This is a genomic window from Micromonospora sp. NPDC002717 (assembly GCF_040295705.1).
Taxonomy (GTDB): domain Bacteria; phylum Actinomycetota; class Actinomycetes; order Mycobacteriales; family Micromonosporaceae; genus Micromonospora.
Window position 1 is genome coordinate 208,109 of sequence record NZ_JBEOVW010000006.1, and the last position, 22,586, is coordinate 230,694.

The following is a 22,586-nucleotide window of genomic DNA, read 5'->3' on the forward strand; positions in this document are numbered from 1 at the left end:
CCGCCGGCGCAACCGAACATCGTTGCCCTCGGCCGCCGCGGGCCGCTAGGGTCGGACCCGTGACTGCCGGGTCGGCCATGGGCCACGAGCGGACAGGGCACCCGGCCATCCGGTGAGCCGGGGGCGGGCCCGCGGCCCGCCGATGCGCCACATCTTCCGGTGTCGACGTCGCGTCCACCGCCTCGCGCGCCCCTCCCACCGTCCACGCCGGCGCGACTCCACCTTCGCCGCCACCGGTCGCCGGACGGGCGATCCACCGTGGCCCCACTCCTCCTGCACAGCAGAAAGCAGAGCATGCCCAACGACTTCAACCAGCAGATCATCGACGAGTTCCGCGCCAACGCCGGCCGCGTCAGCGGCCCCTTCGAGGGCGCCCGGCTCATCCTGCTCACCACCACCGGGGCCCGCTCCGGAGCCCCGCACACCACCCCGGTCGGCTACCTGCCCGACTCGGACCGCATCCTGGTCATCGCCTCCGCCGGAGGCGGCCCGAAGCACCCGGACTGGTACCACAACCTGCGCGCCGACCCGCTCGCCACCGTGGAGGACGGCGTCTTCACCTACCAGGCGCGCGCGGAGGTGCTGACCGGGGACGAACGCGACGCGGTCTTCGCCCGGGCCGTGGAGGCCGACCCGGGCTGGGCCGCGTACCAGGCGAAGACGTCGCGGGTGATCCCGGTGCTGGCGTTGCGCCAGGTGGCGGGCGGGCCGCCGAACGCGTCGTCCTGGGGCGCGGCGCTCAAACTGGTCCACGACGCGTTCCGGCGGGAACTCGCGCTGATCCGCGACGAGGTCGACCGCTCCGGCCCGGGCCTGGGCGCGCAGCTGCGGGTGAACTGCCTGACCGTCTGCCAGGGCCTGCACCACCACCACACCAACGAGGACGACGGCATGTTCGCCGCCCTCGACGGGCAACGCCCCGACCTCGCCCCGACCCTGGCGCGGCTGCGCGAGGAACACCAACGGATCGCGGCGCTCGTCGCACGCCTCCAGCAGGTCGTCGGCGCCCCCGACGCCGACCCGGCCGGGGTCCGCCGGGAGGTCGCGCGGCTCACCGTCGAGCTGGAGGCCCATCTGGCGTACGAGGAGGAGCAGCTCATCCCCGTCCTCGACGCGACCGGCTAGCGGCCACCCGTGGTGCGCGCGCCCCCGGCGGCATCGCCCGCCGCCGGGGGCGCGCGGTCGTTGCGGCGCGCGGCCGGTTGCGCCCCGAGTTGAGGGTTAGCGCTTGCAAACATGGACAAACGGCACGCATGTCTCAATAAGCATTTCAATGAAAAACTTGAGGCATGGACGTCGACGACATGAAGCGCCACATCTGCCGGACCTTCGCCGGAGTGACCGCACCCGAGGCGGGCGGGGACACCTTCTTCCTCTACGACCCGCAACGGGACCTGCCGGCCGAGCGGCAGTTGCCGTTCGCGACGATCGTGACCGGCGACCACTACGACACCGTCTCCGCGTTGAGCCGGCCGGGCTTCTGGCGGCTCAACATCGGATTGACCCGGTCCGGGTACGCGGCCCTGTTCGGGGCCCCGTCAACACGGGGCGAGCACGGCGAGACGGACGCGCGCGTTGACCACGCGGCGACGGACGTCGTGCTGCCGCATCCGGTCTACGCGGCGCAACACTGGGTGTGCGTGGTGAACCCCGGCGAGGCGACCCTGGGCACGGTGCGCGCGCTGCTGGCCGACGCGTACGACTTCGCGGTCCGCAAGCACGCCAACCACCGGGCCCGCCGCACCCCGTCCTGAGCGGACGGTCTCCGGGCCGGTCGGCGCGTTCCACCTCGGGTGTCGCACCGCGGGGTTAGCTTCGGCGGGTCGGCCCTTGAGGGCCAACGGCAGTGGATCCGGCGCTAAGCCGTAATTGCCTGGTCGGCGGGTTGTAGTGCCCGGTAGAGGGTGGAGCGGCCGACGCCGAGTCTGCGTGGTCTACCGACTCGTGCCGACGGGGTGAGCCAGCACGCGGCGGGGGTAGTGTCCGAACCGACGATCGATCGGCGAGCAGGCACGGTGAGCAGCAGTGACGATGACACTCGCATTCTGTCCAGACACGACCGCCGCGGACTGGCTCGTCCGGTCTGGCACGCCGGCCACCCAGTTGATGACCTTCGGCCCGGCGGGCTTCGAGGCGTTCGGCCGGCTCCGTTTCATCCCTGATCCTGTCGCGCCCGGTCAGGACGAGGCGGACGTCGACGTTCCCGCCGGGCATCCGTCGGACATCACCCAGGCACGTCGGGCGCTGCGCCTGCTCGCGCGGTTCACCTCCACCCCGCAGGACTGCTACTTCTGCGTGTGGGAGGGGTATTCGGATATCCCGCTGCCACCGGACGTGCGGCACGGCCCACTCGTCGAGATCCCCCACCGCCGGTACGCGCTGCTGCGCGGCGCGCTGCACGACGTCGACGCCTGGGAAGCCGACCTCGGTGGCGGTCGGCCGATCGCTCCGCCGGCCTTCGTCTGGCCGGCCGACCGCCGCTGGTGTTTCGCCAGCGACGTCGACCCGCACTGGGCCGGGATCGGCGCCGAACAGGCCGCCATCGACGCGCTCATCGGTGATTCACAGTTGGACGTCGTCCCGGCCCACCCGGCAGATGAACAACCTCAGTACCGCTGAGCCGTGTGGAGCCCGACTCGCGATACAGCGCCAGGGGCGTAACCCGGATCGCCCGCTGCGGGATGCCCCGGCGAGGCACCGCGAGTGGGGTGTCCAGTGGAGACGGTCGGCGGGGTAGTCCGCGTCGACCACCCCGCCGTCGCTGCCACCCGGCTCGGCCACGACGCCGGCGGCACGGGGGCCGGTACGCCTGGCCGACATGACGCCGGCTAGCGCAACAGCCCGCGCTCATCGACGAGACGAGTCGGATTCCCCGTGAAGACGTCCACCGTCGTCCGCCCGTACGCCAGATTCAGGGTGTCCAGTCGATAGCTCCAGGCCCCACCTCGGGCCATCGGCCATGAGAAGCGGTAGTTGGCCTGCCAACGCACCCACTCGCCACGCCTCAACCACACGGCCGGTGGCCGGCGCCACCGGCGAGGCATACCCCAGGGTGTCACCACCAGCTCCACGCGCAGCCGGCCGTCGATCTCCTTCAACAGCACGTCGGCCCGGTCCGGCTGCCCGTCCCGTGACGACTCCCGCGGCTCGAATCCGCGCCCTCGTCCATCAACACCTCGTGGACGGCGGGGCACCTGAGCGTCGGCAGGACGAAACCCACCGGCGCCGCGTTCCGGAGCGCCGCCGGTGGCCCACCCCGGGACCGCTTGGTCCACGACGTCCGCACCCACTGCGCCGTGACATCCACAAACCGATCATGGTAATCGTCGGGCTGGTCGCCGATGGCTGCCACGTCGGGCCGCCGAGGCGCTCCCGGACGTCCGGTCGCCACCTGGACCGTCGACGACCTGTCGACGGTCACGCCACCGGCCACCACGTCTGCCCCGCAGGGACGTCCCTGACGAACACGATCCCGTCATTGCTTGCCAGGTGGGCCGGGTCGAGCGGGGAGTAGCCGAACCAGGGGGACACACGGGGAGCGGGCGTCACGTCGCCGAGGGCGACGGCCAGCCGGCGGGTGTCGACGACGTATCGGTCCTCCGGGAGCGCGTACAGGTGCCCTTCGATGGTGTCCGGGGGTGGGGTCTCCACACCGTGGTGGCGGATCGTGCCGAGGGCCGTGGCCAGGAAGGCGTACCCGTCGCCCAGTCGGGCGCTGACGATCGCCCCGGCGCTCCACCATTGCACCGGCAGGCCGCCCATCCGCATCCCGCTCTTGTTCCGCTGCAGATGCCCGTTGTGGGCGTACGCCAGCGCCGGGCCCCGCTCGGCGATGGCGAGCAGGTTGGCGGCCATCATCGAAGCCCGCGCGCCCAGCAACCGCGCCATGCGGCTCGGTGACGGGTCGGCCATCCAAAAGTGGTACCGCAGCAGGCCGGTGGCGGTACGACCGTACATGCGTGCCCGGTCCCAGTCTCCCGGTGCGGATGCCGCGACCAGGTGTGGCGTCTGCGCGTCGAGCAGGGCTACCAGGTCGTCGGCGAGCAGCCGCAACTGTTTGGCCTCGGGCGTCTGCCCCACGGACCGGGACGGGTCCATCATCGCGGCGGGATTGGTCCACCGGTCGTCGGTGCCGAGCAGGCGGTCGAGCGTTTCGGGGGTGCAGGGGAGCAGGTCGGCGTCCACCCGGGCGGTGAGGTAGGCGTGGAGTGCGGTGAGGGCCTGCCGGGGGCTCGCGGCGCCGGTGATCTCCAGCGGGCCGTCGAAACCGGCGAAGCGCAGCCGCTCGGACGCGGGCCGGCCGTCGTTGTACGCGCGCATCCAGCGCACCAGCTCGCGGTTGGCTGCGGACGCGCCGAACCCGTGGCTGAAGCCGCGCTCCATGGCCTCGTCGAGGGTGCCCGTGCCCGACGTGACGTAGTCGTCCACGACCAGGCCCGTCAGGCAGTCGCTCTCGATCGCGATCGTCCGGTAGCCCTCCTGCTCGACGAGGTGCCGGAAGAGATCGTTTCGCACGTCGAGCAGAACGTCCTCGCCGTGGGTGGGCTCGCCCAAGGCGAGCAGCCGCGGCCGAGCCGACAGCAGCCCCATGACAGAGGCAGCGTCAACGACATGAGCGGTGTCTTCGATACCGGTGGTCATACCCCTAAACGGTATCGTTGAACCGACGGTTGAAAGTTATGCGCGAAATCGGCAGGGAAGTGCGGCGAAACCTTCAAAACAGCGGACAGCTCAGGCCGGTCGACCTGGCGCGCCGGCACGGTCTGTCCACCCAGGCGATCAGGAACTACGAGGCGGCCGGCATCCTTCCGGACGCCGAACGCACCCCGCACGGCTACCGCACCTACACCCCGCTGCACGCGTACGCCCTGCGCGCTTTCCTCGCCCTCGTGGCCGGGCACGGCCACCAGACGGCCGCGGCGGTCATGCAGGCGATCAACCGGGACGCGACCGAGGACGCGCTGCGGCTCATCGACGAGAGTCACGCCCAGCTTCTCGACGACCGCCACACCCTCCAGGCCGTCGAAGCCGCGCTTCACGACCTCAGTCCCGTGCCCCACGAACGCGGCGACACGTTCGTCGGCCCCCTGGCGAGCAGGCTCGGCATACGCCCAGCCACCCTGCGCAAATGGGAACGCGCCGGCCTGGTCCAACCGCGCCGCGACCCGCAGACGGGCTACCGGGTCTACAGTGCGGCCGACGTGCGTGACGCCCTACTCATCCACCAGCTCAGACGGGGCGGCTACCTGCTGGAGCAGATCGCCCCGCTGATCGTCCAGGTCCGCTCCGCCGGAGGCGTGGCACCCCTTGAATCGATGCTGCGCGACTGGAATGCCCGCCTCTCAGCCCGCAGCCGCGCCATGCTCACCGGTGCCGCGGCACTGGACGCCTACCTCGGCTGCCGGCCGGACCCCGCCCGGGGGCAGGCCGATCTGCGACCAGTTGCGGATCGTTGAGGCGGGTGGCCGTGGAGATCGGCCGGATCAAAGGATCTGCGCCCGCAGGGCACCTCGTGGCCCGGCCGCCGCTTCGCGCGCCGGTTCGGTGGGGATCCCGGCTACCCCAACTGGTGGCGGCGGCGGGTCAGGTAGGCGGTCTCGGCGGTGTTGCCCGCCAGCTCGATGGCTTTGTCGTAGGCCGCGCGCGACTCCTGGCCGCGGCCCAGCCGGCGCAGCAGGTCGGCGCGGGTGGCGTGGTAGGCGTGATATCCGGCCAACCTGTGCTCGAGGCGGTCGACGGCCGCGAGTGCCACGTCCGGGCCGTCGAGCTCGGCGACCGCGATGGCGCGGTTGAGGGTGATGATCGGGGAGGGGTCGAGGCGGACGAGCTGGTCGTAGAGGGCGAGGACCTGTGACCAGTCGGTGTCGCGGATGTCGTGGGCGGAGGTGTGCACGGCGTTGACCGCGGCGAGGATCTGGTAGCGACCCGGAGCCACCCCGGCAGCGGCAGCGGCGAGGCGTTCGCGCACCAGCCGGTGGCCCTCGGCGATCAGCGCCTTGTCCCAGGCGCCACGGTCCTGCTCGTCGAGCGCGACCAGTTCGCCGCTGGCCGAGACCCGGGCGGTGCGGCGGGCCTCGGTGAGGAGCATCAGCGCCAGGAGCCCGGCCACCTCACCGTCGTCCGGAAGGAGGGCACGGATCAGGCGAGTGAGCCGGATCGCCTCGGCGGTCAGGTCGTGCCGTACCGGATCGGTGTCGGAGCCGGTCGCCAGGTAGCCCTCGTTGAAGACGAGAAAGAGGACGGCGAGCACGCCGGAGACGCGGGCCGGAAGATCCTCGGCGGACGGCACCCGATAGGGGATGCGCGCCGCCTTGATCTTTGCTTTCGCGCGGGTGATCCGCTGCCCCATGGCACTCTCGGCCACCAGGAAGGCGCGGGCGATCTCGGGCACGGTCAGACCGCCGACCATGCGCAGCGTCAACGCCACGCGGGCTTCCATCGCCAGCGCCGGGTGACAGCAGGTGAAGATCAGTCGCAGCCGGTCGTCGTCGATGGCGCCGAGAGGCTCGGGTGGGGTGTTGTCGTACACCATCTGAGCCTCCTTGTGCTTGTCGTCGCGCTTGTTCTCGCGCCGGATCCGGTCGATGGCCTTGCGAACGGCGGTGGTGGTCAGCCAGGCGCCGGGGTTGGGCGGCACGCCGTCGGCCGGCCACCGCACCACGGCGGTCGTGAACGCCTCGGCCGCTGCCTCCTCGGCGACGTCGAGGTCACCGAAGCGCCTGGTCAGGGCGGCGACCATCCGGGCCCACTCGTCGTGGTGGGCCCGGATGATCGCCTCCTCGACGTCGCTCACCGGAACGGCCGCACCTCGATCTTCCGATCGCAGATTTTCGACGCCTCGGCGGCGAGCTTGAGCGCCACATCCAGATCGGGGGCCTCCCACACCCAGACGCCGGCGAGGTACTCCTTCGACTCCACGAAAGGCCCGTCGCTGAACACCGCCTGCTCGCCCCGGTTGTCGATGACCGTGGCCGCGTCGGTGTCCGCGAGTCCGCCCGCGAAGACCCAGTAGCCCTCGGCGATCAGTCGTTCGTTGAACGCGCTGATGGCAGGCTGTCTGTCCGTGCTGCCGGGATTGCTCTTGTCATCGATCACGGAAACCAGGTACTGCATCTGAAGATCATCTCCTGTCAACAACGCGTGGTTCGGTGGTCAGGGACTTCAGGCCGTTGCATACCGCGGGCGCCCGGCCGGCCGGTAGACCTGGATCGTCACGCCCTTCGAGTCGACCCGCGACTCGATCAGGTCGAGCGCAAGATCCGGACCGGTCTCCGCGAACAGTCTCGCGCCCTGGCCGAGGATCACCGGGATCGCGATCAGAGTCATCTCGTCGACCAGGTCGTTCTCCAGCAGCCACCGGGTCAGGGCGCCGCTGCCGTGCACCTGCAGTTCACCCCCGGGCTTGGCCTTCAGCTCACTGATGGCCGCCGTGGGGTCACCGCGGAGAACGGTCGTGTCCTCCCAACGCGGCGCGGTGAGCGTGGTCGAGGCAACGTATTTGGGGGCCTCGTTCATGGCCACGCCGATGGGATGTGCGCGCATCTGGTCGATTGATCCCCAGGAGCCGGCGAACAACTCGTAGGTGCGCCGGCCGAACAGGAACGCCTCGGCGCGCTGGTAGGTCTGCGTGATGTACGTCCTGGTCTCGTCGTCACCCTTCCCCCGGGCCCATCCGCCGCGCTCGAATCCGTTCCTGCGGTCATCCGACGCGGCGCCGTTTCCCTGCATCACTCCATCGAGGGTGACCTGGGTCATGGTCGTCAGCTTCATGATCGCGGTTCCTCACCTCGGCGCCGCCCCTTGCGGGCGGCCTCACCCCTGCTACGAACACCACTGCCCCGATCCGACACCGCCACCCGGATTTCTTCTGAGGAACTTTCCGGGACGCCGGTCGTCAGCGATCCGGCAGCACGACATGGCGACCGGCTCCACTTCGTCAAGCGCGCCCAGTGCCGACAAGCTCTTGGACCAGGTCGACCGCGAAGATCCTGACCAGTGGTCGTGGGGCGTCGAACGGCTCGGGCGCGAGGGCGGCCTCGTCGGTGGCGTAGCCGCCGAAGGATGCGGGGGTCAGGCCGAGCACGGCGTCGGCTTCGATGGAGACGCCGTTGTTGATGAGTTCGGTGGCGTGGGCGTGGCGGAGTTGGTGGATGTCGATCCCGACACCGTCCTGCTCGCAGCAGCCGGGCCAGCGGTGGTGGCGGCGTCGTAGGAAGGCGCCCTCCACCGGTGGTGTTTCCGTTGAGCCTTTTTCATCCTGCGTAGTGGTTGGCTTCGACGTGGTATAGGACGAGGATGGCCTGCACGATCGTGGTCGCCTGCCGTGGGCAACAGCGCAGCTTGGCCAGGCTCTTCCAGGTCTTGAGAGTGGCGATCGCCCGTTCGCCGCGGGCGCGGATCTTCGCGTGGGCGCGGTTCACGGCCGTCTGTCGGCGTGACAGCTTGGGCCGGTAGTGGTGCCGCTTGAACGGAGTGTGCACGCTGCCGCGGGCACCTTGATAGCCCTTATCGGCGAAGGTCATCACGTCGACTCTGGTCAGCGCCTCGATGATGCCGTGGGTTCGGGCTGCGGTCAGGTCATGGACCGAGCCGGGCAGAGCCGGCGAGGCCCAGACGAGGCGGCCAGCCGCGTCGGCGATGACCTGCACGTTCACGCCGTGCCGCTTGTGTTTTCCGGAGTAGTACGGTTTCTGGTCGGCGACCCGGTCGATCGGGATCAGGGTGCCGTCCAGGATCGCGTACGCCAGTCGGCGGATCCGGTCCATGGCGGTGTCCAGCTCGTCGGCGGCCGTCGCGAGCAGGGCTACAGCTTCCTGTACGTACCGCCATGCGGTGCTCACGCCGATCTCGAACCCGGCAGCGAGGCGGGTGTAGGTGTCACCGTTGCGCAGGTGAGCCAGGGCGAGCAGTGCCTGCCGTCCCGCGTCGAGGCGCCGCCATCTGGATCGCCGCTGGTTGCGGTGGCTGCGGATACGGTCAGCGAGGTGGTTCAGGGTCCGGCTGGACAACGAGATCGTGGACGGGTAAGACAGCACAGGCGAGGCTCCCGTGTTAGGGCATCGGGTTTTGGTCGATTTGCTGTCTTACCTGGAGCCTCGCCCTCATCGAACCATGGCCCCCGCCTACCCGCGCTGACCTGCAAGATCAGGTTGAAAAAGGCTCGTTGATGCTGCGACGGAGCAGTTCGCCGGGGGTGTAGCCGGTGCGGGCGCGTCGACCTCGGGGAGACCCCTACCGCCAGCGCGGTCCGGGAGATCGCCGAGGAACTGGGCGTCCGGCTCTTCGACCGATCGGACTGGTCGGTGGGGTGAGATGACGCTTCGTGGTGACCGCTGGGGTGCGGGCGGAGGGGGAGGTGCGTCGAGTTTATCGGCAGGCAACGATGACGAGTTGTGGCCCGGACTGGTCGACGCGGTGCCGGAGGTCTTCTCCGCCTATGTCGACGAACCGGCGTTCAGCTTCGAGGGCATGCTGGAAGCGACGGTCTGTCTGTGGCGGCAGCACGGTGAGGAGCAGTGGCATGCCGGAGAGATCGACTTCCCTGACGGTGATGACCCGGACGGTGCCAACCGTCTGTTCAGGGTGCTGGTAGAGGGCACCCCGGCGGCGTACCAACGCTTCGCCGAGGACTACTACGAGACGGCCGTCGATCTGGAGGCAGTCGGCGAGATTTTTGCTGTGTGCCCGCTGACCGACGAGCTGGTGCGCCGCTTGAATGCTGATCTCGTGGTGGCCGATCTTGCCGAGGATCTCGCTGAGATTGGCTACCCGTCCCGGCCGGTGTAGTGGTTCCAGGTGCCACCGGCAGAGGCGTAGTGGCGTTGCGTGCTGGTGTGGTGGAACCGAGGGCTTGGGCGACGACCGGTGCCGGGGCTTGGAGTATGAGTTGGCGCAGGGCGGCGAGGCGGCTGGGGGACGGTCGGGACGCCGAGGTCGCGGATGAGCGGGGCGATCGTGCGGGTGGTCAGGGCGCGGCGGCCGGGGAAGAGCCAGCGGGCGTCGCGGGGCGGCTGTGGTCGCACTACACCCCGGTCGACACCGATCGGCCCACGGACGTGAAAGCGTCGTTGCCGAGCTGCTGGAGCGCATGGGCCGCGTGGACGAGGCCGTGGAGCTACTGCTGTCGGGCTAGGACCTCTTATAAAGGGTGAACGTACACCGCCGTAAAGTCACACCGCCATTCCGTGTTATGGCCCGAATCTGACACGATATTTGTGAGGCGTGCCGCTGACCAAGTCGGAGGTGTGGAGATGCTGGAAATGTTCTCCAAACGGAAGGAAGCCCTCAACCCGCAGTTCGCCCCCAAATTTTACAAAGTGCCCGAGGAGCCACGGGGTGTCCTCGGGCTCGTTAGTGGACATCGCGAATCGGGCGTCCGTGCCTATTTCCACCGCTTGGTTGGGAGCGAGCCTGATGGGGCCGTCAGGGAATGTGAAAAGGTCCTTGCGCGTCAGGGGAGCGGATTCAACGTCGTATGTGACGCCCCACAGGCCGCCGGACACTTCATAAGCTTCGTCGTCGCCGTTGAAGTCCTCGCGGCGAATCCTCACCAGCGCAACCTCTATCATTTTACCCATACCGATCCCTCCTCGCCCAGAATGCGCTACTTGCGCTGGTGGGTTTGTTGCCAACGTGCGACGTGCCTGAAGTTCTCCCCGCCTCCGGCGGCCTTCGTTCTTCCCTTCTGAGCAAATTTGGTTCGCGCGCAACCATATCTGCCCCACGGTCAAACTTATCCGCTATTCGCGCAGTTTGGTCGCTACGCAACTCATTTATACATGGCGGGATAGTCCGATGTGCTCAAAACGCGAAAATGGATCGGCAGCGGGTGGACTGTCTATCGCGGTGTGCCACGGCAAGGCGGTCGTTCTCGCCCAAGCGCCAAGTCCCTGACCACATCATCGAGACCACCGAGGTCGCCGCACTGCCGAACCAGATCAACGACCTCACCGTCACAGTGATCGCCGGCATCGAGGCGCTCCAGGCGTCCGCTGACTGCAGCCGCGGCCGTCGGCCGGCGCCGGCCGCACGCTGGCACGCTCGCCGCGCCGAGAGTGCAGCCGGCCCTCCCGGCTGGCTGCGACTCGGTCACCAGCAGAGCCAGATGACGGCTGACGCTTGGGGCCCAGTCGTAGATTTCGGTCCGAAATCAACGGCAACGCTGGTCAGCCGGTGGCGGCACGAGCCGCAGCGCCGCTCCCGTGGTACCGCTCTGACCAGCGTTGCCGTTGATTTTTCGCTGATTTCTACATCCGCCGCGTATTCGATTTGATGCGAATACGCGACGGTTTGCATGTGCGGTGGAGCCACGTTGAGGCCGGCGGGACGACGTGGGCACCGACGTTCGGGCATGCCGGAGACATCACGCTAGGCCCGTCTACCTGCCGATGTCTATCGGGGTCCACGTACCAGCGTTGACCTGCTGGTTTGACAAGGCAGTCGCATTGGATGCGAAGATCTCGCATCTGATGCGAGTGGTTGGACGCTACCGTCGGTGGGTTCTGAACGCGGTACGCCCGGCGCTGCGGCGCTGCACCTGGTTGACGGGGTCCGGCTGCTGCGCCCCGATGAGCAGGTGTTCACCGCGATGCTCGACGGCTGGCGCAACCAGCAGTTGGCGCGGAACCTGTCGTTCGGCACGGTGGAGAACCGGCAGCGCGTCGTGCGGGCGTTCGCCGACCATGCCCAAGCGTTGCCGTGGCGGTGGACCCCGCAGCCGGTCGACGAGTGGTGCACCGACCTGCGGGCCGTGCGCCGGCTGCGCCGGTCCACCTTGCGCGGCTACCAGGAGGCGGTCCGGCTCTTCTGCGCGTACCTGACCGACCCCGCCTAAGGCTGGGTCGACGAGTGCGAGAAGCGGTTCGGCACCTATCCGGTGCAGGTGGTCCACGAGTGGGACGCCGCAGTCCACGTCGCCGCCGCCGAGGGCGATCCGGCCAAGCGCGGGTTCACGCTCGATGAGCTGCAGACGCTGCTGGACCACGCCGACGAGCAGGTGAGTCGGATCCGGGCGGCGGGGCGTAAGGGCTGGCTGCCGGCCTTCCGTGACGCCACCCTGTTCAAGGTCGCCTATGCGTACGGGCTGCGGCGCAACGAGACCCGGATGCTGGATGTGGCCGACTTCGGCCGCAATCCGCACGCCGATGAGTTCGGCAACTACGGTGTGCTCTACGTGCGTCATGGCAAGGCGATGAAGGGTTCGGCGCCGAAGCGGCGCAGCGTGCTGGCCGTCTGGGACTGGGTGCCCGAGATTCTCGTCGAGTGGGTCGACGACATCCGGCCGATGCTGGCCATCGAGGGCAACCCGGCGTTGTGGCCCTCGGAACGGGCGACGCTGGTCGGCCTGGCGCAGATCAACGCGCGCCTGTCGGCCTACCGCGACGCCTTGGGCCTGGACGCCGGGCTGGACTTCCACTCGTTGCGCCGCTCGTATGTCACGCACCTGATCGAGGCCGGCTGGGATCCGCTGTTCGTGCAGCAGCAGGTCGGCCACGAGCACGCCTCCACCACGGCGATCTACACCTGCGTGTCGTCGGACTTCCGCACCCGCACGCTGCGGCAGGCTCTCGACGCGACCATGGACGCGGCACTACGACCGGCCCGGAGGGCGAGATGAGCATGAAACGGCAGGTCAGCTACCGATGGAGGCTGCGGGAGATGATGGCCACCCACGGTGTGTTCACCGCCACCGAGCTGGTGCCGCTGCTGCACGAGCGCGGCATCGACCTGTCCGCCTCCCAGGTTCACCGGCTGGTCACCGGCACCCCGGAGCGGCTGTCGCTGCCGGTCCTGGCTGCGTTGTGCGACATCCTGGACGCCAGCCCCGCCGAGCTGATCGTCACCTCGGCGGCCAACGTCGCGCCGCGCAAGGCCGTCGCCGGCGACGCCCTGGCACCGGTGGACCTGGCCACGGTTCGGCCCCGGCGGGCGCGCGTGCGACCGGACTGATGGATCGCCCCTACGCCACCGCGGAGCAGTACGAACGCTGGTTCATCCGGGTCTGCGCCCGCTGCGGCCGGCGCGGCAGCTTCGCGGCCCGCTGGCCCGACGGGCACGTCTGCCGCACCTGCCACGACCGGGCGTTACGCACCCGCGGCCGCTGCCCCGGCTGCGGCCACGACCGCGTCCTGGCCGGGATCCGCACACCGGACCGGGCCACGATCTGCACCAGCTGCGCCGCGTTCTCCACCTCATACTCGTGCGCGGAGTGCGGGCAGGAAGGCAAGCTGCACGCCGGCCGCCGCTGCACCCGGTGCATGTTCGCCAGCCGCATCGTCGAGCTGCTCGACGATGGCTCGGGCAGATCCGGCCGGACCTGGTTTCTTGGCCGAGCTGCTGACCAGGATGGACAACCCGCTCACCGGACTGAGCTGGATCTCGCCGCGGCACGGCCGCACCGCGCCGGCCGCGGACATGCTGCAGGGCCTGGCCCGCGGCGACATCGAACTCACCCACGAGGCGTTCCACCGCCTACAGCCATGGCGGGCGGCCGCCCACCTGCGGGAACTGCTCATGCAGCGCGCCCATGGTCGACAAGCAGGTGCTGCTGTTCGAGCGGTGGCTACTTGAGCACCTGGACAGCATCGTTGACGCCGGGCAGCGCCGGCTGCTGCACCAGTACATCACCTGGCACAGCCTTCCCTGGCTACGCCGCCGCGCCGAACGCGGGCCCGTCAGCGGCCGCACCCGCTCTGAACTGGCCAACAGGTCCTATGCGCCGGAGACTTCCTCGCCTGGATCCAAACGCACGAGCTCGCCCTCGCCCGGCTCCAGCAGGCCGACCTCGATCGCTGGCTCGTCGACCATGGGCCGCACCAGCGGCAGAGCCTCAAACCGTTCCTGGCCTGGGCTGCCCGCGCCGGACACATGCCGCGGCTCAGGGTCCCCACGCACCGGCCCGGCCAACAGACCCCGATCACCCAGCACCGGCGCATCACGCTGCTGCGCAAGCTGATCACCGACGACGCCGGTGGGCTGCGCACCCGCGTCGCTGCGATCCTCGTCCTGCTCTACGCCAACCGCTTGGCCGCATCCTGCGCTTGACCATCGACGACATCCACACCGACGGGCCCGACGTACTCCTGTGCCTCGGCGACCCGCCGATCCCGGTCCCCGAACCCGTCGCCGAGCTGCTCCTGGCCCTGCGCGACCAGCGGACCAACATGCGCACCGCCACCAACCGCGAAGCTCGCTGGCTGTTTCCCGGCCGCCGCGCCGGCCAACCGCTGACCACGGAGGCGATCGCCCCACACATCCGCGCCCTCGGCGTCCCTACCGTCCCCGGCCGCCTGGCCGCACTCCGCCAACTCGTACTCCAAGCCCCGGCACCGGTCGTCGCCGAAGCCCTCGACTTCCACCACCACACCACCCACCGGCACCACGCCGCGGCAGGCGGCACCTGGAACCGCTACAGCCCGTTATGACGATCCACCTGGCGGCTCTATTCCAGAGTGGCTGCTCGCGGCTCTCCACGGCAGCGGCCAACCAACCCCTCATCACCGCTGGTGAGGCCGGTCAGCACGCACAGACATACTGATTTGGCCGATGTGCGGACGGGCGGATCTCATCGTCCGTTGCATGCCCGGGTTGGATACCAACGCCGACAGCAGAGGTCAAGTCCTGTCCGTCGTTGCCGCCGTCCGGGCGCGGACGGCGGGGCGGTCCACGCCGAGCTTGGTGAAGACGTCGGTCGCTGGATCGGTGCGATCGCGCTCCAGGAGTCCGGCCAGTAGGTGGGTTGCGGTGATCTGACGTGCGCCGGTGCGTTTGGCCACGGCGAGAGCCCGGGCGAGCGTGGCCTTCGCACCCGAGGTGAATGGCATCCGTTTCGACGCTACCGGGGTCGAGGCACGCTCGACGCCGCGGGCGTCGAGGCCAATCGCGGCAAGGGCTGCCTCATCCAGAGCTGCGAGCGCGGACCGCGCTGAGTCGACATCGACACCGAGTATCCGCGCCGCCTCAATGTCGTGGAGCACGCCGAGGAGCAGATGCTCCGTACCGACGCGCCGGTCGCCGTGCTGGCGCGCCTCCGCCGGTGCGTGTGTCACGACCGCGGCTCGGGCGCCGGCTGTGAATCGTTCGAACATGGCAACTCACTTCCCATGCTTGGTATGGGCTGATTGGCGCGAGACGCCGAGCGCGTCGCCGATCTGCTCCCAGGACCAGCCTTCAACCCGGGCGCGAGCTACCGCAGCGGCTTCGACCTGCTCGGCGAGCCGGTGCAGGGCACCGACAGCGCGGAGCAACACGGCGGGGTCTTGGGTACGCAGCCGGGCGCTCAGCTCTGACTCCTCCATGGCTGTCAGTTTGGATTGACAAGGACGTATTGTCAATCCAAACTGACAGCCCGCGATCATCTGGAGGACTGCATGACCAAGACCCCGTTCATCTGCGGCATCACCGCCGGCCCGCTGTTCGTGCTCAGCTTCCTGATCCAGGGCGCCACCCGGGACGGCTACGATCCCTTGCGTCACCCGGTCAGCTCCCTCGCCTTCGGCGACCACGGCTGGATGCAGACCGCTACGTTCCTTCTCGCGGGCGCGTTGACTGCCGTCTTCGCCGTCGGGCTCCGACAGAAACTGCGCCACGGACCCGGCCGATTGTGGGGCCCACTCCTGATCGGCATATGGGCGCTAGGCCTGGTCGGGGCCGGGGTATTCACCACGGACCCGGTCAGCGGGTACCCGCCCGGCAGCCCGGACCGATTGCCTGCCTACGGCAGCACCCACGCCGCCCTGCACGACGGCGTATCACTGGGCGCCTTCGTCGCAATCATGGCGGCTTGCCTTGTGTTCACCCGTCGGTTCATCGCCGACAGCCAGCGGGGCCGGGCGCTGCACTCGGGCATCACCGCCATCGTCGTCCTGGTCACGCTCGGACTGTCGAACGCTGCCTTCGCCCAATCCCAGAGCCTCGTCGCGTTCGGCGGCCTGTTTCAACGCATCATGATCGTCACCGCCTGGCTATGGCTGACCCTGCTCGCCCACGGCACCTACCACCGCGCTGAACGCCCAAGCGCCACCACCGCCGTCCGATAGCCCATCGCTCACCCATCTGGCACCCGGTAGTCGAACTGGAAGGCGACCCGCCCGTCATCGTCCGGATCTGCCGCTGACATGGCGCGCCAGTCGTCTCGACAGCATCACTGTCAGTCCGGCATCCAGGTCGGCCGCCGCATCGTCAGACCATGATCGTCGGCGGCAGATCTGGCCAACAGCACCAGGGCCGGCGCGACTCACCGTGATTGCTGGAGCGGGCATCAACGCGAACACAAGACAGTTGGATTACGCGACCCTGCCAGTCCCATGGGCCGACCCGGCCAGCAGACCCCAATCACCCAGCACCGCCGTCTCGCGCTGCTGCGCAAACTGATCACCGACGAGACCGGCGGACTGCGCACCCGCATGGCCGCGATCCTCGTCCTGCTCTACGCCCAACCCCTCAGCCGGAGGCTACGCCTGACCATCGACGACATCGACACCACCGGCCCCGACGTCCTGCTGCACCTCGGCGACCCGCCAACACTGGTCCCCGAACCTGTCGCCGCACTGCTGCTGGCCCTGCGCGACCAGCGGACCAACATGCGCACCGCCACCAACCACGACGCCCGCTGGCTGTTCCCCGGCCGCCGCGCCGGCCAACCCCTCACCCCCGGCACGATCGCGCCGCTCATCCGGGACCTCGGCGTCCCGACCGTCCCCGGCCGCCTCGCCGCGCTGCGCCAGCTCGTGCTCCAGGCCCCGGCACCAGTCGTCGCCCAAGCCCTCGGCTTCCACCACCACACCACTCAGCGGCACCACGCCGCCGCCGGCGGCACCTGGAACCGCTACGGAAAGATATGAGGCCGGCTAACGCAACAGCCCACGCTCATCGACGTGACGAGTCGGGCTGCCCATGAAGACATCCACCGCCGTCGGGCCACACGCCAGATTCAACGTGTCCAGTCGATAGCCCCATTCTCTGAGCCGGGAAGAGAAGCGGTAGTTCACCTGCCAACGCACCCACTCGCCGGGCTCCAGCCACACCGCCGGCGGCCGGCGCCACCGGCGAGGCATACCCCACGGCGTCACCACCAACTCCACCCGCAGCCGACCATCGCTCTCCTTCAACAGCACGTCGGCCCGGTCAGGCTGCCCGTCTCGGAACGACTCACGCGGCTCGAACCCGTGCGCCTCGTCCATCAACACCTCGTGGACAACAGGGCACCGGCGCAAAGGCAGGACGAAACCGACCGGCGCCGCATTCCGAACCGCCGCCGCTGGCCCACCCCGCGACCGCTTGGTCCACGACGTCCGCACCCACTGCACCACAACGTCCACGAACCGATCATGAGGAGCATCGCCCAGGCGAGCAAGCGACATCCTGGTGCATCACCGAAGGTGAGCATCGCTGCTCACCAAGATGCGAATACGCGATAGATCAATTACACGACCCTGTCAGTCATCCGCCGGCAATACGCCGGTCGGGCGACCAGTGGCTGGGGCTGTTCCAGGCCCGCAGGCCCGCCGGTAGCGACTGTTTCGGACCATCGATCATGCCGTCCCACATGCGTGGGGTGCGATCAGGTGTCACCGGGCGTGACGAGGCCGGTCTCATAGGCCAGGACGACCGCCTGCGCACGGTCGCGGAGGGCGAGTTTGGCGAAGATCCGCGCCACGTGGGTCTTGACCGTCGCCTCGCTCAGGGTCAGCGCCTGGGCCAGTTCGGTGTTGGAGAGACCGCGGCCGAGGAGCGTCAGCACTTCCAGTTCGCGCGGCGTCAACGCGGCGAGATCCCGGTGGACGGCGGGGGTCGGTCCGTCGCCGGCCGATCGGTCGGCGCTGGCGAAGCGCTGGACGAGCCGCCGGGTTATCGAGGGCGCGAGGAGGGCGTCGCCGGTGTCGACGAGGCGTACGGCGGCGGCGAGGTGATCGGCGGTGACGTCCTTGAGGAGGAAGCCGCTTGCGCCGATTGCCAGGGCGGCGTAGACGTATCGGTCGAGGTCGAACGTGGTGAGCATGAGCACCCGGCAGCGGGCGCCGTGCTCCAGGATGCGTCGGGTTGCCTCGAGCCCGTCCATCGTCGGCATGCGGATGTCCATGAGCACGACGTTGGGACGCAGCCGCTGCTCGGCCGCCACCGCCTCGGCGCCGTCAGCGGCCTCGCCGACCACGTCGATGCCGCGGGCGGTGAGGATCAGCCGGAAGCCGGTGCGTATCAGCTCCTGGTCGTCGGCGATGAGCACACGGGGCGAGGGCAAAGGTGCCGGCCCGGGCGGTCTGGCAGGGCCGGGCTGGGCCTTCACGGGTGCTCCACCGGGATGCGGGCGCGGACCCGGTACCCGCCGCCGAGCCGCCGGCGGGCGTCGAGATCGCCGCCGTAGACCGCAACGCGCTGTCGCAGCCCCAGCAATCCCCGCCCGGCGCCGTCTCCGCCGCGCGGTGCAGGCTGGTCGCCCGTCAGCACGCTGGGACCCCTGGTCAGCACCTCCACCCGCAGCGAGTGCTCGGCATAGCGGATCGTCACCTCCGCCTTCCCTCCAGCGCCGTGCTTCAGCGCGTTCGTCAGTGCCTCCTGCACGATCCGGTACGCGGTGACGTCGATCCCGGACGGCAGTGGCCGGCGCTCACCGGAGATCCGCACCTCTACCGGCAGGCCGGCGAACGCGATTCGGTCGATCAACGGGCTGAGCCTGCTCAGGCTGGGCTGCGGCGCCAGGTCGGCTCCGTCCGTGCCATCGTCGCCGTCCGCCGCGGGCGCCAGCAGGCCGAGCAGGTGCCGGAGCTCGGTCATCGTGGTCCGTCCGGCACCCTCCACTGCCGACAGCGCCGCTGCGGCATCGTCGGGCATGGTCGTGAGTACCTCGCGCGCGGCGGCGGCCTGCACGATCATGAGGCTCACGTTGTGGCTCACGATGTCGTGCAGCTCCCGGGCGATGCGGGCACGCTCGGCGTCGACCGCGGTACGGGCCGCGCCCTCCCGCTCCCGTTCAAGGAGCCAACCCCGCTCCTCCAGCGCCCGACGGTGCTCGCGCCGGGCCCGGACGAGTGCGACACCGAGCCATACCGCGGTCGCGCAGGCTGCGACGAGCGCGCCGACCAGCCACACCGCCCCCAATCCCACCCAAGGATCTTCGCAAACGCGGATCGGCACCACATCATCCCCGGTGTCCAGCCGGTACATCCCTGGGATGACAGCCCCGGCGGTTTACATCCCGGGACCGACGACCGGGCACCACCCGCGGCCATAGCGTGCTGCCATGACCACTGACACCTGCGTCGTGCGGCTGGACAACGTCCGCAAAGAGTACGGCGACACGACCGCCCTGGACGGCGTGTCGCTCGAGATCCGCACCGGTGAGGCGGTGGCGGTGATGGGCCCGTCGGGCTGCGGCAAGTCCACCATGCTGAACATGATCGCCGGGTTGGACCGGCCGACATCCGGGTCGGTGCGCGTCCACGACGAGGAGCTGAGCCGCCTGAACGAAACGAAGCTGGCGCTGTTCCGGCGGTACCGGATCGGCATGATCTTCCAGTTCTTCAACCTGCTCGACGACCTACCGGCGATAGACAACGTGGCGCTCGCCGCCCAGCTGACCGGTGCCAAGGCAGGCCCGGCACGCAAGCGGGCCATGGAACTGCTCGACGAACTCGGCATCGCCGACCGGCGCAACGCGTATCCGGCGGCCCTCAGTGGTGGCGAGCGCCAGCGCGTCGCGGTGGCCCGGGCCCTCATGAACCGCCCGGCACTGCTGCTCGCCGACGAGCCGACCGGTGCCCTGGACAGCCGCTCCGGCGAGCAGGTGATGGACCTGCTGCTGGACCTCAACCAGATCGGACAGACCTTGCTCATCGTCACCCACGACGAGCGGCTCGCGACGCGGTGCGCGAGCCGTGTGGTCGAACTGGCCGATGGCCGGATCACCCGCGAACGCAGTCTGGAACGCGCATGAGTGCCGTGTGGCGGGCCTCGCGGGCCGCGGTCCGGCGACGCCGGGTGCAGACGTTCGTCATCGGCCTGGTCGTCCTGCTCTCCACCATGACGATCGTCGTGGCGCTGGCGCTGCTCGAGGCGTCCTCGGCGCCGTTCGACCGCGCCTTCGCCAGGCAACAGGGACCACACGCGATCGCGGTGTACGACCCGGCCAAGGTCAACGACGCGCAGCTCACCGGCCAGCGAACCGGCGTGGCGGCCGCGGCGGGACCGTTCGGGCAGGTAACGCTCGACCTTACCGAGGGCGGCGGGCCCGGCCCACGGGGTCCGCTGACCGTCGCGGGACGCGCCGACCCGGGCGGCTCGGTGGACCGTCTCAGACTCTGGCAGGGGCGCTGGCCCACGGCCCCCGGCGAGATCGTCCTCAACCAGCCCGATCCCGGCGCCGACTCGAGGGGATTTCCGCCGGACAGCGGAGAGGTGACCCTCGGCGGCAAGCGGTACACCGTCGTCGGCCGGGCCCACAGTCTCAGCCAGACCGCCGACGCCTGGGTGTCACCGGAACAGATGACCGCCCTGCACCCCACGTCGGTTCAGATGCTCTACCGGTTCACCGGTGACGTGTCTACGAAGGCCGCGGTCGACGCCGACCTGGCCGCCGTCACGGCCGGCCTGCCGGCGGGCGCGCTGATCGCCGCGCAGCCGTACCTCGTCGTCAAGGAGAAGGTCGCCTCGGACATCGGCGTCTACGTGCCGTTCCTCGCCACGTTCGGCATGCTCGGACTGATCGTCGCGGTCGTCATCGTGAGCAACGTGGTCAGCGGCGCGGTCGTCTCCAGCTTCCGGCACATCGGGATCCTCAAGGCGCTCGGATTCACACCGCGCCAGGTTGTCGCCGTCTACCTGGTCATGGTGTCGGTACCCGCCCTCATCGGCTGTGTCCTTGGCACCGTCGCCGGCACCCTCGCCGCCCAGCCGCTGCTGAGCGACGGGTTCGAGGGCCTCGGACTCGACGTCGGCATCTACGTCGGCGTCTGGATCTGGGTCGCCGGGCTGGTCGGCGTGCCGGTACTCGTCGCCCTGGCGGCGTTCGTGCCCGCCGTCCGGGCACACCGACTGTCAGCCGCCGAGGCGATCAGCGCCGGCAGCTCCCCACGGGCCGGGCGTGGGACGCGGATCCAGCGCTGGCTCGCCGGTGTCCGGCTGTCGCGTCCGGTCACCCTCGGGCTGGGCCTGCCGTTCGCGCGACCGGGCCGGACCGCCTTCACCGTCGTCGCCGTCCTGCTCGGCGTGACCACCGTGACGTTCGCGACCGGGCTGGCCGACACGCTGACCCGGATCTCCACGATCGAAGACCGGGCCTCGGGACAGATCGGGGTTCGGCCGTCCGACGGCCGGACGCGGATCGCCCCTGAGGGTCAGCTGCCGCCCACGGGACCGCAGGCCACCACCAGTCGGACCGACGCCCAGGTCGAGCAATTGCTGCGCGGGCTGCCGGACGTCGCCCGGGTCACCCCCGTCTTCAGATTGTCGGTCCCCACCATCGGGCAGACCCAGCCGCTGATCGTCAACTTCGTCCGCGGTGACTACTCGTCGATGGGCTACCAGGACGAGCTCACCGCCGGACGCTGGATGACGCGGGTGCACGAGACAGTCGTGCCGTCGGAACTCATGCGTGAGCGCGGACTGAACGTCGGGGACAAGCTCACCCTGGAGCTTGGCGGACGGCGGACGGTGCTGACCGTGATCGGCGAGACGATGGACGGCGCGCCCGGACCGCCCGGCATGTTCGTGGACTGGCGCGTCCTCACCGAACTCGCGCCGGACCGCGCCGTCAAGCCACACGAGGTGTACTACCAGGTCCAGCTCAAGCGTGGCGGCGATGTCGCGGCGTACGTCGCCGCGGTCAAGGCGGCCGACCCGGCGATCGACGCGTGGGACACCTCCCAGCTCAGCGACTTCGCGGTGACCGTGATCGGCTTCTCGTCGGTGCTCTCGTTGCTGCTGTCCACCGTCGCGGCCCTCGGCGTGTTCAACACGGTCGTGCTCAACGTCCGGGAGCGCCGCCGCAGCCTCGGCATGCTCAAGTCGATCGGGATGACGCCACGCCAGGTCGTCACGATGGTGCTGACGTCGATGGCCGTCGTCGGCGCGGCCGGCGGTGTGCTCGGCATCCCCCTGGGGATCGTCGCGCACCGGTACATCGTGCCGGCCGCCGCCGACGCGGCCCGGATCGCCATCCCACACTCGGTGCTGGAGGTGTGGCAGGCACCGACGCTCGCGCTCATGGCCCTCGCCGGCGTCGTGATCGCGCTCCTCGGTGCACTGGTCCCGGCCCGCGGCGCGGCCCGGCTCACGATCGCCGAGGTGCTCCACAACGAGTGAGCTGTCGCCTCGGGGCCTCCGGACGCACGGATACCGCAGGCCCCGAGGCGACAGGGGCGAGAACAGGCAGGGCACTCTTCTGCCGCTGACGTGGCGCACCGATAGCTCAGTTGTCATCACCGTCGTTGAGTCACCCTCCGCTACCCGCCCGGCCGGCCATCCTCGTGGCCCGCAGATCGGCGCCAGCATCATGGAGTTGGCGTTACTCAACGTGACTGCCGGATCAGCCATGAACACGAATACGAGGCGGGTAAGGCGCCGATCCGCCGCTGCGCTGGGCCGACCCACGC

26 protein-coding genes and 3 pseudogenes are annotated in these 22,586 nt (G+C 69.6%); 17 read left to right on the forward strand and 12 right to left on the reverse strand.

The annotated features are described in order from the left end of the window. The first annotated feature begins 294 nt into the window (after nucleotides 1–294). The 3 genes from ABT006_RS11890 to ABT006_RS11900 all read left to right on the forward strand — a co-directional run bounded on the left by ABT006_RS11890 (nucleotide 295) and on the right by ABT006_RS11900 (nucleotide 2,619). Entirely contained in the window at nucleotides 295–1,125 is an 831-nt protein-coding gene (locus ABT006_RS11890) for a nitroreductase/quinone reductase family protein (protein ID WP_350705452.1), read from the forward strand. A gap of 164 nt (nucleotides 1,126–1,289) precedes the next feature. Further along, nucleotides 1,290–1,754 carry a DUF6194 family protein gene (locus ABT006_RS11895; protein WP_350705454.1) on the forward strand — a complete coding sequence of 155 codons (465 nt, stop codon included), beginning with the start codon at nucleotides 1,290–1,292 and terminating at the stop codon, nucleotides 1,752–1,754. A 277-nt stretch (nucleotides 1,755–2,031) separates the two neighbouring features. Continuing rightward, the gene (locus tag ABT006_RS11900) at nucleotides 2,032–2,619 is read left to right on the forward strand and encodes a hypothetical protein (RefSeq protein ID WP_350705456.1); all 588 of its coding nucleotides are present in this window, start codon (nucleotides 2,032–2,034) and stop codon (nucleotides 2,617–2,619) included. A gap of 798 nt (nucleotides 2,620–3,417) precedes the next feature. Here ABT006_RS11900 and ABT006_RS11905 read toward each other — a convergent pair. Further along, complete coding sequence (locus tag ABT006_RS11905) at nucleotides 3,418–4,590, reverse strand: erythromycin esterase family protein (protein ID WP_350705458.1); 1,173 nt, start codon at nucleotides 4,588–4,590, stop codon at nucleotides 3,418–3,420. A gap of 68 nt (nucleotides 4,591–4,658) precedes the next feature. On the opposite strand from ABT006_RS11905, the gene ABT006_RS11910 reads away from it, so the two are divergent. Next, a complete protein-coding gene (locus ABT006_RS11910) occupies nucleotides 4,659–5,456 on the forward strand; it encodes a TioE family transcriptional regulator (RefSeq protein ID WP_350705460.1) in 798 nt (265 codons plus the stop codon). A 101-nt stretch (nucleotides 5,457–5,557) separates the two neighbouring features. Here the strand turns inward: ABT006_RS11910 and ABT006_RS11915 are convergent, their stop codons facing one another. The 5 genes from ABT006_RS11915 to ABT006_RS11935 form a co-directional block, all read right to left on the reverse strand. After that, nucleotides 5,558–6,739, reverse strand: coding sequence for an RNA polymerase sigma factor (locus tag ABT006_RS11915; protein WP_502890924.1), 1,182 nt, complete (start codon nucleotides 6,737–6,739; stop codon nucleotides 5,558–5,560). Nucleotides 6,740–6,789: 50 nt separating this feature from the next. Next, entirely contained in the window at nucleotides 6,790–7,113 is a 324-nt protein-coding gene (locus ABT006_RS11920) for a YciI family protein (RefSeq protein ID WP_350705463.1), read from the reverse strand. 48 nt (nucleotides 7,114–7,161) lie between these two features. Next, a complete protein-coding gene (locus ABT006_RS11925) occupies nucleotides 7,162–7,770 on the reverse strand; it encodes a dihydrofolate reductase family protein (RefSeq protein WP_350705465.1) in 609 nt (202 codons plus the stop codon). A 166-nt stretch (nucleotides 7,771–7,936) separates the two neighbouring features. Further along, complete coding sequence (locus ABT006_RS11930; RefSeq protein WP_350705467.1) at nucleotides 7,937–8,227, reverse strand: site-specific integrase; 291 nt, start codon at nucleotides 8,225–8,227, stop codon at nucleotides 7,937–7,939. 25 nt (nucleotides 8,228–8,252) lie between these two features. After that, nucleotides 8,253–9,035 carry a transposase family protein gene (locus tag ABT006_RS11935; RefSeq protein WP_350705469.1) on the reverse strand — a complete coding sequence of 261 codons (783 nt, stop codon included), beginning with the start codon at nucleotides 9,033–9,035 and terminating at the stop codon, nucleotides 8,253–8,255. A 180-nt stretch (nucleotides 9,036–9,215) separates the two neighbouring features. On the opposite strand from ABT006_RS11935, the pseudogene ABT006_RS11940 reads away from it, so the two are divergent. The 6 genes and pseudogenes from ABT006_RS11940 to ABT006_RS11970 all read left to right on the forward strand — a co-directional run. Then, nucleotides 9,216–9,311 (forward strand): annotated as a pseudogene (locus ABT006_RS11940) (hypothetical protein); the annotation flags it as partial. A 61-nt stretch (nucleotides 9,312–9,372) separates the two neighbouring features. Continuing rightward, nucleotides 9,373–9,786: pseudogene (locus tag ABT006_RS11945) on the forward strand (hypothetical protein); the annotation flags it as partial. A 464-nt stretch (nucleotides 9,787–10,250) separates the two neighbouring features. Then, complete coding sequence (locus tag ABT006_RS11950; RefSeq protein WP_350705471.1) at nucleotides 10,251–10,688, forward strand: hypothetical protein; 438 nt, start codon at nucleotides 10,251–10,253, stop codon at nucleotides 10,686–10,688. A gap of 125 nt (nucleotides 10,689–10,813) precedes the next feature. Beyond that, nucleotides 10,814–11,272, forward strand: coding sequence for a hypothetical protein (locus ABT006_RS11955; RefSeq protein ID WP_350705473.1), 459 nt, complete (start codon nucleotides 10,814–10,816; stop codon nucleotides 11,270–11,272). 303 nt (nucleotides 11,273–11,575) lie between these two features. Then, nucleotides 11,576–12,616 (forward strand): annotated as a pseudogene (locus tag ABT006_RS11965) (tyrosine-type recombinase/integrase). Next, a complete protein-coding gene (locus ABT006_RS11970; protein ID WP_350705478.1) occupies nucleotides 12,613–12,948 on the forward strand; it encodes a helix-turn-helix domain-containing protein in 336 nt (111 codons plus the stop codon). The pseudogene ABT006_RS11965 and the gene ABT006_RS11970 overlap by 4 nt, the downstream one beginning before the upstream one ends. 10 nt (nucleotides 12,949–12,958) lie before the next feature. On the opposite strand, the gene ABT006_RS11975 is transcribed toward ABT006_RS11970, so the two are convergent. Continuing rightward, nucleotides 12,959–13,273 carry a hypothetical protein gene (locus ABT006_RS11975; protein ID WP_350705480.1) on the reverse strand — a complete coding sequence of 105 codons (315 nt, stop codon included), beginning with the start codon at nucleotides 13,271–13,273 and terminating at the stop codon, nucleotides 12,959–12,961. Between the two features lie 50 nt (nucleotides 13,274–13,323). Here ABT006_RS11975 and ABT006_RS11980 point away from each other — a divergent pair, with 50 nt between their 5' ends. The 3 genes from ABT006_RS11980 to ABT006_RS11990 all read left to right on the forward strand — a co-directional run bounded on the left by ABT006_RS11980 (nucleotide 13,324) and on the right by ABT006_RS11990 (nucleotide 14,423). Continuing rightward, nucleotides 13,324–13,569: a hypothetical protein gene (locus ABT006_RS11980; protein WP_350705482.1), complete on the forward strand. Its 246-nt coding sequence runs from the start codon at nucleotides 13,324–13,326 to the stop codon at nucleotides 13,567–13,569. A gap of 297 nt (nucleotides 13,570–13,866) precedes the next feature. Continuing rightward, nucleotides 13,867–14,043, forward strand: a complete 177-nt coding sequence (locus tag ABT006_RS11985) for a hypothetical protein (RefSeq protein ID WP_350705484.1) — start codon at nucleotides 13,867–13,869, stop codon at nucleotides 14,041–14,043. After that, entirely contained in the window at nucleotides 14,040–14,423 is a 384-nt protein-coding gene (locus ABT006_RS11990) for a hypothetical protein (protein ID WP_350705485.1), read from the forward strand. The genes ABT006_RS11985 and ABT006_RS11990 overlap by 4 nt, the downstream gene beginning before the upstream one ends. A gap of 189 nt (nucleotides 14,424–14,612) precedes the next feature. Here ABT006_RS11990 and ABT006_RS11995 read toward each other — a convergent pair whose 3' ends face one another. Together ABT006_RS11995 and ABT006_RS12000 are read right to left on the reverse strand one after the other, a co-directional pair. Next, nucleotides 14,613–15,086, reverse strand: a complete 474-nt coding sequence (locus ABT006_RS11995; protein WP_350705487.1) for a Clp protease N-terminal domain-containing protein — start codon at nucleotides 15,084–15,086, stop codon at nucleotides 14,613–14,615. A gap of 6 nt (nucleotides 15,087–15,092) precedes the next feature. Continuing rightward, a complete protein-coding gene (locus ABT006_RS12000) occupies nucleotides 15,093–15,296 on the reverse strand; it encodes a helix-turn-helix domain-containing protein (protein ID WP_350705489.1) in 204 nt (67 codons plus the stop codon). Between the two features lie 72 nt (nucleotides 15,297–15,368). Here ABT006_RS12000 and ABT006_RS12005 point away from each other — a divergent pair, with 72 nt between their 5' ends. Together ABT006_RS12005 and ABT006_RS12010 are read left to right on the forward strand one after the other, a co-directional pair. Next, nucleotides 15,369–16,037: a DUF998 domain-containing protein gene (locus tag ABT006_RS12005; RefSeq protein ID WP_350705491.1), complete on the forward strand. Its 669-nt coding sequence runs from the start codon at nucleotides 15,369–15,371 to the stop codon at nucleotides 16,035–16,037. Between the two features lie 267 nt (nucleotides 16,038–16,304). Then, nucleotides 16,305–16,841, forward strand: coding sequence for a site-specific integrase (locus ABT006_RS12010; protein WP_350705493.1), 537 nt, complete (start codon nucleotides 16,305–16,307; stop codon nucleotides 16,839–16,841). Between the two features lie 6 nt (nucleotides 16,842–16,847). On the opposite strand, the gene ABT006_RS12015 is transcribed toward ABT006_RS12010, so the two are convergent. From ABT006_RS12015 to ABT006_RS12025, 3 genes are all read right to left on the reverse strand, one after another. Beyond that, nucleotides 16,848–17,318 (reverse strand): hypothetical protein, encoded by a 471-nt coding sequence (locus tag ABT006_RS12015; RefSeq protein WP_350705495.1) that lies wholly within the window; start codon nucleotides 17,316–17,318, stop codon nucleotides 16,848–16,850. Between the two features lie 242 nt (nucleotides 17,319–17,560). Beyond that, nucleotides 17,561–18,238, reverse strand: a complete 678-nt coding sequence (locus ABT006_RS12020) for a response regulator (protein WP_350705497.1) — start codon at nucleotides 18,236–18,238, stop codon at nucleotides 17,561–17,563. Nucleotides 18,239–18,279: 41 nt separating this feature from the next. Further along, nucleotides 18,280–19,161 carry a sensor histidine kinase gene (locus ABT006_RS12025; protein WP_350705499.1) on the reverse strand — a complete coding sequence of 294 codons (882 nt, stop codon included), beginning with the start codon at nucleotides 19,159–19,161 and terminating at the stop codon, nucleotides 18,280–18,282. Between the two features lie 76 nt (nucleotides 19,162–19,237). Here ABT006_RS12025 and ABT006_RS12030 point away from each other — a divergent pair, with 76 nt between their 5' ends. Next, nucleotides 19,238–19,930, forward strand: coding sequence for an ABC transporter ATP-binding protein (locus tag ABT006_RS12030; protein ID WP_350705501.1), 693 nt, complete (start codon nucleotides 19,238–19,240; stop codon nucleotides 19,928–19,930). Continuing rightward, entirely contained in the window at nucleotides 19,927–22,296 is a 2,370-nt protein-coding gene (locus ABT006_RS12035) for an ABC transporter permease (RefSeq protein ID WP_350705503.1), read from the forward strand. The genes ABT006_RS12030 and ABT006_RS12035 overlap by 4 nt, the downstream gene beginning before the upstream one ends. Nucleotides 22,297–22,586: the final 290 nt, after the last annotated feature.

Bases quoted from the DNA above. Each gene is read 5' to 3' on its own strand.
- ABT006_RS11890 (WP_350705452.1), top strand. From the start codon at position 295: ATGCCCAACGACTTCAACCAGCAGATCATCGACGAGTTCCGCGCCAAC.
- ABT006_RS11895 (WP_350705454.1), top strand. From the start codon at position 1,290: ATGGACGTCGACGACATGAAGCGCCACATCTGCCGGACCTTCGCCGGA.
- ABT006_RS11900 (WP_350705456.1), top strand. From the start codon at position 2,032: ATGACACTCGCATTCTGTCCAGACACGACCGCCGCGGACTGGCTCGTC.
- ABT006_RS11905 (WP_350705458.1), bottom strand. From the start codon at position 4,590: ATGGGGCTGCTGTCGGCTCGGCCGCGGCTGCTCGCCTTGGGCGAGCCC.
- ABT006_RS11915 (WP_502890924.1), bottom strand. From the start codon at position 6,739: ATGGTCGCCGCCCTGACCAGGCGCTTCGGTGACCTCGACGTCGCCGAG.
- ABT006_RS11920 (WP_350705463.1), bottom strand. From the start codon at position 7,113: ATGCAGTACCTGGTTTCCGTGATCGATGACAAGAGCAATCCCGGCAGC.
- ABT006_RS11925 (WP_350705465.1), bottom strand. From the start codon at position 7,770: ATGAAGCTGACGACCATGACCCAGGTCACCCTCGATGGAGTGATGCAG.
- ABT006_RS11950 (WP_350705471.1), top strand. From the start codon at position 10,251: ATGCTGGAAATGTTCTCCAAACGGAAGGAAGCCCTCAACCCGCAGTTC.
- ABT006_RS11955 (WP_350705473.1), top strand. From the start codon at position 10,814: ATGGATCGGCAGCGGGTGGACTGTCTATCGCGGTGTGCCACGGCAAGG.
- ABT006_RS11970 (WP_350705478.1), top strand. From the start codon at position 12,613: ATGAGCATGAAACGGCAGGTCAGCTACCGATGGAGGCTGCGGGAGATG.
- ABT006_RS11975 (WP_350705480.1), bottom strand. From the start codon at position 13,273: ATGCGGCTGGCGAACATGCACCGGGTGCAGCGGCGGCCGGCGTGCAGC.
- ABT006_RS11985 (WP_350705484.1), top strand. From the start codon at position 13,867: ATGCCGCGGCTCAGGGTCCCCACGCACCGGCCCGGCCAACAGACCCCG.
- ABT006_RS11995 (WP_350705487.1), bottom strand. From the start codon at position 15,086: ATGTTCGAACGATTCACAGCCGGCGCCCGAGCCGCGGTCGTGACACAC.
- ABT006_RS12000 (WP_350705489.1), bottom strand. From the start codon at position 15,296: ATGGAGGAGTCAGAGCTGAGCGCCCGGCTGCGTACCCAAGACCCCGCC.
- ABT006_RS12005 (WP_350705491.1), top strand. From the start codon at position 15,369: ATGACCAAGACCCCGTTCATCTGCGGCATCACCGCCGGCCCGCTGTTC.
- ABT006_RS12010 (WP_350705493.1), top strand. From the start codon at position 16,305: ATGGGCCGACCCGGCCAGCAGACCCCAATCACCCAGCACCGCCGTCTC.
- ABT006_RS12025 (WP_350705499.1), bottom strand. From the start codon at position 19,161: ATGTACCGGCTGGACACCGGGGATGATGTGGTGCCGATCCGCGTTTGC.
- ABT006_RS12030 (WP_350705501.1), top strand. From the start codon at position 19,238: ATGACCACTGACACCTGCGTCGTGCGGCTGGACAACGTCCGCAAAGAG.
- ABT006_RS12035 (WP_350705503.1), top strand. From the start codon at position 19,927: ATGAGTGCCGTGTGGCGGGCCTCGCGGGCCGCGGTCCGGCGACGCCGG.